Source organism: Agrobacterium sp. DKPNP3, assembly GCF_052686535.1.
Genome location: NZ_JBQYSN010000144.1, coordinates 1 through 8,511, shown reverse-complemented (window position 1 = coordinate 8,511; position 8,511 = coordinate 1). Strand labels below are relative to the sequence as shown.

At 59.6% G+C, this 8,511-nt stretch carries 13 protein-coding genes and 1 pseudogene; 4 read left to right on the top strand and 10 right to left on the bottom strand.

Annotated elements, in window-relative coordinates:
• From ACUTJJ_RS24045 to ACUTJJ_RS24035, 3 genes are all read right to left on the bottom strand, one after another.
• A partial coding sequence (locus ACUTJJ_RS24045; protein ID WP_445543666.1) for an amidase occupies positions 1 to 502 on the bottom strand: 502 nt, incomplete at its 3' end.
• Positions 503 to 556: 54 nt separating this feature from the next.
• Complete coding sequence (gatC, locus tag ACUTJJ_RS24040) at positions 557 to 844, bottom strand: Asp-tRNA(Asn)/Glu-tRNA(Gln) amidotransferase subunit GatC (RefSeq protein WP_063951164.1); 288 nt, start codon at positions 842 to 844, stop codon at positions 557 to 559.
• A 125-nt stretch (positions 845 to 969) separates the two neighbouring features.
• Entirely contained in the window at positions 970 to 1,674 is a 705-nt protein-coding gene (locus ACUTJJ_RS24035) for a metal-dependent hydrolase (RefSeq protein WP_144574657.1), read from the bottom strand.
• Between the two features lie 84 nt (positions 1,675 to 1,758).
• On the opposite strand from ACUTJJ_RS24035, the gene ACUTJJ_RS24030 reads away from it, so the two are divergent.
• On the top strand, positions 1,759 to 2,061 hold the full coding sequence (locus ACUTJJ_RS24030; protein ID WP_445543665.1) for an alkylphosphonate utilization protein: 303 nt from the start codon (positions 1,759 to 1,761) through the stop codon (positions 2,059 to 2,061).
• A gap of 14 nt (positions 2,062 to 2,075) precedes the next feature.
• Positions 2,076 to 2,555 carry a Holliday junction resolvase RuvX gene (gene ruvX, locus ACUTJJ_RS24025; RefSeq protein ID WP_445543664.1) on the top strand — a complete coding sequence of 160 codons (480 nt, stop codon included), beginning with the start codon at positions 2,076 to 2,078 and terminating at the stop codon, positions 2,553 to 2,555.
• On the opposite strand, the gene ACUTJJ_RS24020 is transcribed toward ruvX, so the two are convergent.
• The 7 genes from ACUTJJ_RS24020 to ACUTJJ_RS23990 form a co-directional block, all read right to left on the bottom strand.
• Positions 2,528 to 2,824: a DUF6105 family protein gene (locus ACUTJJ_RS24020; protein ID WP_144574666.1), complete on the bottom strand. Its 297-nt coding sequence runs from the start codon at positions 2,822 to 2,824 to the stop codon at positions 2,528 to 2,530. The genes ruvX and ACUTJJ_RS24020 overlap by 28 nt on opposite strands.
• Complete coding sequence (locus tag ACUTJJ_RS24015; RefSeq protein ID WP_404496907.1) at positions 2,821 to 2,952, bottom strand: hypothetical protein; 132 nt, start codon at positions 2,950 to 2,952, stop codon at positions 2,821 to 2,823. The genes ACUTJJ_RS24020 and ACUTJJ_RS24015 overlap by 4 nt, the downstream gene beginning before the upstream one ends.
• Positions 2,953 to 3,230: 278 nt before the next feature.
• Positions 3,231 to 3,875 carry a TetR/AcrR family transcriptional regulator gene (locus ACUTJJ_RS24010; RefSeq protein ID WP_445543663.1) on the bottom strand — a complete coding sequence of 215 codons (645 nt, stop codon included), beginning with the start codon at positions 3,873 to 3,875 and terminating at the stop codon, positions 3,231 to 3,233.
• 151 nt (positions 3,876 to 4,026) lie between these two features.
• On the bottom strand, positions 4,027 to 4,401 hold the full coding sequence (locus ACUTJJ_RS24005; RefSeq protein ID WP_445543662.1) for a type II toxin-antitoxin system RelE/ParE family toxin: 375 nt from the start codon (positions 4,399 to 4,401) through the stop codon (positions 4,027 to 4,029).
• Positions 4,398 to 4,694, bottom strand: a complete 297-nt coding sequence (locus ACUTJJ_RS24000; RefSeq protein WP_296070797.1) for a type II toxin-antitoxin system ParD family antitoxin — start codon at positions 4,692 to 4,694, stop codon at positions 4,398 to 4,400. Before ACUTJJ_RS24000 ends, ACUTJJ_RS24005 begins: the two co-directional genes overlap by 4 nt.
• A 62-nt stretch (positions 4,695 to 4,756) precedes the next feature.
• Positions 4,757 to 5,368, bottom strand: coding sequence for a GNAT family N-acetyltransferase (locus ACUTJJ_RS23995; RefSeq protein ID WP_063951172.1), 612 nt, complete (start codon positions 5,366 to 5,368; stop codon positions 4,757 to 4,759).
• 138 nt (positions 5,369 to 5,506) lie between these two features.
• Complete coding sequence (locus tag ACUTJJ_RS23990) at positions 5,507 to 7,159, bottom strand: acyl-CoA dehydrogenase family protein (RefSeq protein ID WP_063951173.1); 1,653 nt, start codon at positions 7,157 to 7,159, stop codon at positions 5,507 to 5,509.
• Between the two features lie 129 nt (positions 7,160 to 7,288).
• Here ACUTJJ_RS23990 and ACUTJJ_RS23985 point away from each other — a divergent pair, with 129 nt between their 5' ends.
• On the top strand, positions 7,289 to 8,230 hold the full coding sequence (locus ACUTJJ_RS23985; protein ID WP_003502441.1) for an aspartate carbamoyltransferase catalytic subunit: 942 nt from the start codon (positions 7,289 to 7,291) through the stop codon (positions 8,228 to 8,230).
• Positions 8,227 to 8,511 (top strand): annotated as a pseudogene (locus ACUTJJ_RS23980) (dihydroorotase); the annotation flags it as partial. The gene ACUTJJ_RS23985 and the pseudogene ACUTJJ_RS23980, both read left to right, overlap by 4 nt.

The window sequence follows — 8,511 nt, the reverse complement described above, 5'->3', positions numbered from 1 at the left end:
CAACGGCTGCGGCCGAACCGCCCGAGGAGCCGCCGGGCACCAGCTTCTGTTCGGAACCATTGGCGCGCCACGGGTTGATGGCCGGGCCGTACCAGGAGCTTTCATTGGACGAGCCCATGGCAAATTCGTCCATGTTAAGCTTGCCGAGCATAACGGCGCCTTGGTCCCAGAGGTTCTGGGTGACGGTGGATTCGTATTTCGGCTTGAAACCATCAAGGATGTGCGAGCAGGCCTGCGTGTGAATGTCACGCGTTGCGAAAAGGTCCTTCACGCCGAGCGGAATGCCTTCCAGCTCACCCGCAGAACCCGCAGCGATACGACCATCGGAGGCTTTCGCCATCTCGCGCGCCTTCTCAGGCGTTGTCGCGACATAGGCGTTCAGCGCGCCGTTGGCGGCGTCGATGGCAGAGAGATAGGCATCGGTCAGCTCAAGGGCGGAAAAATCTTTCGCCTTCAGCTTTTCGCGGGCTTCGGCAATGGTCAGGCTCGTCAGGTCGGTCATGGTCGGCAACGGCTTTCGAAAATCTCGGAAAAATCAGGCGGCAAGATGGATCGATTATTCGACCACTTTCGGCACCATGAAGAAATTGCGATCGGTCGCGGGCGCATTGGCGACGATGTCATCCGCCTTGTTGCCATCGGTGACCTCGTCGGCGCGCTTTTTCATCGCGACCGGCGTCACGGACGTCATCGGCTCGACGCCGTCGACATTCACTTCCGAAAGCTGCTCCACGAAACCGAGTATGCCGTTCAGCTGGCCGAGCATATTCTGTGCTTCATCTTCGGTGACAGCGATACGGGCAAGGCGCGCAACGCGCTTTACGGTGGCGAGATCGACGGACATGGTTTTACTCCGGTCAGAATTTTCCTACCCGCTATAATCACCATGTCCGTCCTTCGCAACGGTAGAAAGCATGTCGCATCACACTGCGGAGCGGTTTTGCGGCGACGACATGCTCTCACGGAGCTTCAGAAGGACAAGGTATCGCCCGCCTTCGGCGTGTGGACACGCGCTTCCGCGCCTTCCATGCCGGCCACAAACTTGTCCGGCGTCTGATCGATGATCGGGAAGGAGCCGTAGTGGCAAGGAATGACATTCTGGAACTTGAAGAAGCGCTGGCAGGCAAGCGCCGCCACGGCCCCACCCATGGTGAAGCGGTCGCCGATCGGCACGAGGCCGATATCCGGCTGGTGCAGTTCATTGATGAGTTTCATGTCGGAGAAGATGTCGGTATCACCCATGTGATAGACGGCCGGGCCGTCCTCAAAATGCAGCATCAGGCCATTGGCATTACCGAGCGAATGGGAAACGCCATCTTCGGTAATCTGGGCGGAGGAATGCAGCGCGTTAGTGAAAGTGACGGAAAAGCCGTCAAAATGCACGGTGCCGCCGGTATTGCCCATGTCGACCTTTGCGACACCCTTGGCGGAGAGCCAGGCGGCGAGATCGGCATTGGCGAGTACCGTTGCGCCCGTTTCCCGGGCAAGTTGCACGGTATCACCGACATGGTCGCCATGACCGTGGGTGAGGAGAATATGGGTGATGCCTTCGGCCGCCGACTTTGCATCCTGCCCGGCGAAACCGGGATTGCCGGTGAAGAACGGATCGATGAGGATCTTCGCGCTGCCGTTTTCAAGGCGGAAGGCGGAATGGCCGAGCCAGGTGATTTTCATGGGAAGTTCTCCTTTGTATTGCCGGTATAGTATGACATAGGACGGCCTGAACAACCGCACTACCGATAATTAAGAGAGGCGACAATGGGCGCTGACAATGACGTTTATGTGTACGACGAAGCGACCGGCGAATGGCGGCCCGCTTCCGAACTGGCTGCGGAGGCAGCGCGCGCGAATGAAGTGCGCGATGCAGCTGGAAACGTCCTCGCCGACGGCGATTCTGTTACGCTGGTCAAGGATCTCAAGGTCAAGGGAACCAGCACGGTCATCAAACAGGGAACCGTCATCAAGTCGATCCGCCTTACCGATAATCCCGAAGAGATCGACTGCAGGCACGATGCGGTCAAGGGACTGGTGCTGCGCACCGAATTCGTCCGCAAGCGGTAAGGACGGCGCAGGATATGGCGACACTCACCATCGAGGAACTGGCGCAGGTGCTTCAACCCGGTCAGGCTGTTGCCGGCCTGGACCTCGGCACGAAGACAATAGGGCTTGCCATGTCTGATCTGTCGCGACGTTTTGCGACGCCGCGCCCGGTATTAAAGCGTGTGAAATTCACGCAGGATGCTCAGGTCCTGCTGACTTTTGCGGAAAAGGAAAAAGTTGCGGCTTTCATCATTGGCCTTCCCATGAACATGGACGGTTCATCCGGACCAAGGGTGCAGGCAACCCGCGCCTTTGTGCGCAGCATGAGCGAAAAAACCGATCTGCCCTTCATTTATTGGGATGAGCGGCTGTCGACTGTCGCGGCCGAGCGTGCGTTGCTGGAAATGGATGTGTCTCGCGCCAAGCGGGCCGAACGCATCGATTCGGCGGCGGCTAGCTTCATTCTTCAGGGTGCCTTGGACAGGCTTCACGCGCTCGCACGCGCGGCGGACTGACGGGCCTGCCACCAGGCGGCGATCTGCTTTCTCTTACGGAAACCGATAATCGCAAACACGATCAGGCTATCGACCGCGATGGCACGCGCCACCAGCGGCGGCAGGCTTTCCGGCGGAAGACCGAGGATATTGCCGTAAATCTCGAAGACGAGATCATGGGTCTGGCGCGTCAGCATGAAGAAACCGAAGCTCATGTCGTAATAGGAAAGCCAGTACCAGCTGCCTAACAGCGCGACCGGGCCGGCCCAGAGGATCAGAAACCACTTCATGCCGCCTGCCCCCTTACAACAACCGTATCGGGAACGCCGGCAAGCACCGCCCAGCGCGCCAATGCCATGATGCAGAGGTTTAGCGCTGGCACGTCGATATCCAACGGCAGCATAACAAAAAACGTCATCATGACGCTCAAAGCTGTCCAGCGGCTCACTTGCGGCTCCCTTATGCGCAATCATTGCGCATGGTTAACATTTCATTAATCCACACTGGACCCGCCGTTGTGGCGAGGCAAATGAAAGCTGTCATTATGGTTAACGACGGGCGGGCGACTTGTGGAAAAGAATGTGTTCCCGTGAACGGACGGGAGCACCGGGCGGTTGCGCACCCGGTGAAAACATGGTTGATTTTTTGTTAATTTCGGGCTCGCCTCGGCTGTTCCCACCGCTCCGGCAACGCGTGTCAGCCGTAAACGCCGCGGACCAGTCTTTTGACCGCGGTGGTGATCTTGTCCCAGTCCCGGTCCGATTTGAGTGGCACGCCGGCGAACTGACCGCTGGTGGCAGCAGAAATGACGAGGTGCTGAATGGCGGCAAACAGCACGGCATTGACGGCGGCGGTATCCACACCCTTCGGCGCAGCAAGAGAACCGCGCATGCGCTCCAGCCACTTGCCCAGCGACTTGGCGCGGGCTTCGGCGAGTTGGCGCACCTGCGGGGAGCCGTCAGACACTTCCCAGGCGATGATCTTGCAGACGAGCGGGTCGCTGCGCAGTGCGTCGATGAAATAGAGCGCGAGCTTCTCCATGAGGTCGCCATAGGTCAGCAGGAACATCCCGCCCGTGTCTTCGGGGATGCGATCCTTCACCCAGGAGCCGAGATCCTCGCCGATCGACTCGATCAAGCCGTCGAGGCCACCAAAATAGCGATAGATGAGTTGCTTGTCGCAGCCGGCCCGCCGGGCAACGGCATTGATGCCGAAACCCTGAAACCCCTCTTCGGCAAGCAGCGACCGCGCCGCATTAAAAATCGCCTTCTCGGTCTGAGCGCGATCCTTGATGCGCTTTTCCGGTCTGTCGGCTGAAATCGCCTCTGCAGTCGCCAGCATGATTCCCCTACCCGTGTTTCGAAGGCCTGACCGCAGGAGTTAACAAAGCGTGAAAGGAAGGACAATGTGGAGGTGGGATGGAGCCTAAGGTTCCTGTGGATGACGAGAATGATATGGGCTTCTGGTCCGGAACGCGACGCATTTGTTATTGTCAGGCGCTGATTTCCCCATAGTCATCAGGCAGATGCCGCTCGATCTCCATGGAATCATGAAGGACCCGGCCGACGCCGACCAGATTCTCGTTCAGAACGCGATAGAGCAGCAGATGTCTTGGATTTTTGACGAGGCCGTTCTCACTTCTTGCCCTCTCCCGGCTATGGCGAAGATGATAGGTGCGCACCTCATCAGCTATTTCGGGTCGCAAACTTGTTCCTGAACGGAATGGATTCTGCGCGATATCGCGCAACGCCGTCGCAAGCAATTTCTCGTAGCGCTTTCTCGCATTGCCACCAAACGTCGCGTGCGTCCATGCGAGGATGTCGATAATGTCCGATCGCGCGGCTTGCGAAAGCCGATACGTCTTCATTTTTGATCAAGCTTGGCGGCACGAACTTCAGCTTCGCGCCCCAGCGCGGCCATGAAGTCGTCGAGATCATCATCGGCGACATCAGTGAAGCGTCCCTGATCTAGGTCCGCAAACCCCTTTTGCGCGGCTCTCCTTAAGGCTTCCACTCGAGCCGCCTCAAGGTACTCGCGCCGTTCGATCAATCGCAGGCCCTCGCGCAAGACTTCGCTCGCGTTTTGATAGCGCCCAGATTTGACGAGCTCTTCTATGATATCTTCATGGTGTTGTGTCAGGACGACATTCCGCGTTGGCATCCGCGCCTCCAGCGATATTACCTGCCTCAATTCATATCATCTGATGGCATAATCTGCCAATATCATTCCAGCGCCATCCCAAACCAGACGCTGCCTGGAGTTTCGTGGCTGTCCAGGCGTTTGAACCCGCGCGTTTCCCAGAAGCGCATGCCCGCATGGTTGCGCTCGCTGGCGCCGAGGTGGATGCCGTAGACGTTGTTCTGTCTGGCCATATCCAGCCAGCGCGACAGGAGCCGGGTGCCGCCGCCCTTGCCCTGCGTGCGCGGAAGAAGGTTCATGTGGATATGAGCGGGGAACGGATCGGTAAGCCAGACTGGCGTGCGGCGTGGATGGTGGATGAAATGGGCGCGGCGTTGATCTGCATCCCATGTCTGCTGGTCGCCACCTGGATCGGGGTAGAGCGCGCGCAGATGCGGCCACCATTCCTGTTCCAGACGTTCTTCGTGCGCCGCCGTGTCGAGCGCGCCGGCGATGTAGCCGCAGACGCCCTCTTCATCCTCGGCAACAAAGACGGCATCGGGCCACAAATGCAGATACGGAACAGAATAGATATGACCGACCATGCGCCCGTCTGCGTAAAGCGACGTCGCGTCCTGCCCCGCGTCGCCCGTCGCAAGACTAATGGCATACAGCGCGTCTTCATCCTCAGCGCGGGCGGAACGGAAGGTCAGCATTGGCAGCCACCCTCCCGCGTGGTCGACAAACCCGCGAGGGCGTCATGACAGCAACGATCACTTTGGAAACCCGTAAATGTTTTCAAAATAAAGACCCCTCCCACCGGGACTGCAAAATCATTTTCCGCATGCCCAAAATCACGATGCAGGCGGATACAATAAATCGATTATATACGTCGGATCAAAACGGGAATCGAGCATGCCGTAAGTGTGCCGCCAGCCGCCCGCAAGACGGGTTTCAAGGAATGCATCGGCGATCTTGCCGGCGCCGAGGCGGCAAAGCTCGGCGGCAGCGGCCGCAAGCGCGAACTGCTCGACCAAGAGGCGAGCCGCACCCTCGTCTCGCTCCGCAAGCGCGATCGCGGCGCGCAGCACGTCGGTGGTCTTCTTACCGGCAGGGCCGAGATCACGCTCCAGCGTCTGGAAGACCAGATCGAACAGGTCCTTGCCACGCTGGAGAACACGCAGCACATCCAGCGCCATGACGTTGCCGGAGCCCTCCCAGATGGCATTAACGGGCGCTTCGCGATAGTGGCGGGCAATCGGTCGCTCTTCCACGTAACCGTTGCCGCCAAGGCACTCCATCGCCTCATAAATGAGTGCCGGCGCAATCTTGCAGCACCAATATTTGACGATGGGCGTCATAACCCGCGCATAGGCGGCTTCGGCCGGATTGTTGCGGGCGGCATCGAAAGCACTCGCCAGCCGGAAGGAAAGCGCGGTCGCGGCCGCAACATCCAGCGCCATGTCGGCCAAGACCCGCGTCATGATCGGCTGCGTGACCAGCATCTTGCCGAAGACCGACCGCCCGCGGGCGTAGTGCACGGCTTCGGCAAGCGAGGCGCGCATCATACCCGCGGACGCCAGCGCGCAGTCGAGCCGCGTCAGTGTCACCATGTCGAGAATCGTGCGGATGCCGCTGCCGGGATCGCCAAGCAGATAACCGAAGGCATCCGTAAACTCGACTTCGGCTGACGCGTTGGAGCGGTTGCCAAGCTTGTCCTTCAGGCGTTGGAAATGCAGGCCGTTCTTCGAACCGTCCTCCAGGTAACGTGGCACGAGGAAACAGCCCATGCCGTCGCCCATCTGGGCAAGCATGACGAAACCGTCGCTCATCGGCGCGGAAAGGAACCATTTGTGGCCGGAAAGACGGTAGATGCCCTCGCCCACCCGCTCGGCGGTGGTGCGGTTGGCGCGCACATCCGTGCCGCCCTGCTTTTCCGTCATGCCCATGCCGATGGTGACGGCAGTTTTCTGCAGGGCCGGCTTCTGCGCGGAATCATATTTGCGCGACAGGATTTTCGGCGCCCATTCCTTTTGCACGCGCGGCGACGCCATGATGGCGGCAACGGAGGCGCTGGTCATGGTCAGCGGGCAGAGATGGCCTGCTTCGAGCTGCGAGGTCAGGTAGAATTTCGTGGCGCGGGCCTTGTGCTCATTGCCGCGCGTATCGGGAGAATTTTCCCAGACGCTGGAATGCAGACCTGAGGACATGGAACGGCGCATGAGGGCATGCCAAGCCGGGTGAAACTCCACTTGGTCCAAGCGCTCGCCGCGCGGGCCATGGGTGTGCAGCTGCGGCACGCCCTGGTTCGCCATGCGCGCCAGTTCCTGCGCCTCATGCGAGGTGACGTAGCGACCGAGCTGATCGTACTCATCCCTCAGATTACGCGACAGGCCGGAGGTCAGATCGACGATCAGCGGATCGGAACGATAGGCGTTAATACCTGACCAGAGGCTGGGCTGGTTCAGTTCGGCGAGCTGTTCTTCTGTCCGATTCATGCCTGTCATTCGCATCCTTCTATCGGGATTCGTGCTTTATTGCGTGTATATGCCAAAACCCGGCTTATCGCATGCTTGCCCGCAACGCCACCTGTCTTTATAGACCCGTTGACTATTGCGACCCGGAGGACAATTTCCATGGTCTTTTTTCCCCATCGCCATCTTCTCGGCATCAAGGGGCTTTCCCATCAGGATATTACCCTGCTTCTCGACAAGGCGGACGAGGCCGTGAAAATCAGCCGCCAGCGCGAGAAAAAGACCTCGACGCTTCGGGGGCTGACGCAGATCAACCTCTTCTTCGAAGCTTCGACGCGGACGCAATCTTCCTTCGAACTTGCCGGAAAACGCCTCGGAGCTGACGTGATGAACATGTCGGTCGGCAACTCCTCGGTGAAGAAGGGCGAAACGCTGATCGATACGGCGATGACGCTGAATGCCATGCGCCCGGATGTGCTGGTGGTTCGCCACTCCTCCGCCGGTGCGGCAGCGCTTCTAGCGCAAAAGGTCGCCTGCTCCGTGGTCAATGCCGGCGATGGCCAGCATGAGCACCCGACGCAGGCGCTGCTCGACGCACTGACCATTCGTCGCGCCAAGGGCGAGCTTTCGGGTATCACGGTGGCAATCTGCGGCGATGTGCTGCATTCGCGCGTTGCCCGCTCCAACATCATCCTGCTCAACCAGATGGGCGCGCGCGTGCGCGTCGTCGCCCCTGCGACACTTCTTCCATCCGGCATTCGCGACATGAGCGTGGAAGTTTTCCACGACATGAAGGAAGGGTTGAAGAACGCCGATGTGGTGATGATGCTGCGCCTGCAGCGTGAGCGCATGTCCGGCTCCTTCGTGCCTTCGGTGCGCGAATATTTCCATTATTACGGTCTCGACGCCGAAAAGCTGAAGGCGGCGAAGGAAGATGCGCTCGTCATGCACCCCGGCCCGATGAACCGCGGCGTGGAAATCGCTTCCGAAGTCGCCGATGGCCCGCAGAGTGTCATCGAAAGCCAGGTGGAAATGGGTGTTGCCGTGCGCATGGCCGTCATGGAAACCCTGCTTGTCTCGCAAAACCAGGGTGAACGCGTATGAGTGCCGCGACCGTTCTCAAAAATCTCCGTATCGTTGATCCCTCCCGTAATCTGGATGAGACCGGTAGCATCGTTATCGGTGCGGACGGCACCATTCTCGCAGTCGGCAAGGATGCGCACAATCAGGGCGCGCCCGAGGGGGCGACGGTGCGCGACTGCAAGGGTGTGGTGGCCGTTCCCGGTTTGGTGGATGCCCGCGTTTTTGTCGGCGAACCCGGCGCGGAACACCGCGAGACGATCGAATCCGCTGCCCGCGCGGCAGCGGCAGGTGGCGTCACCAGC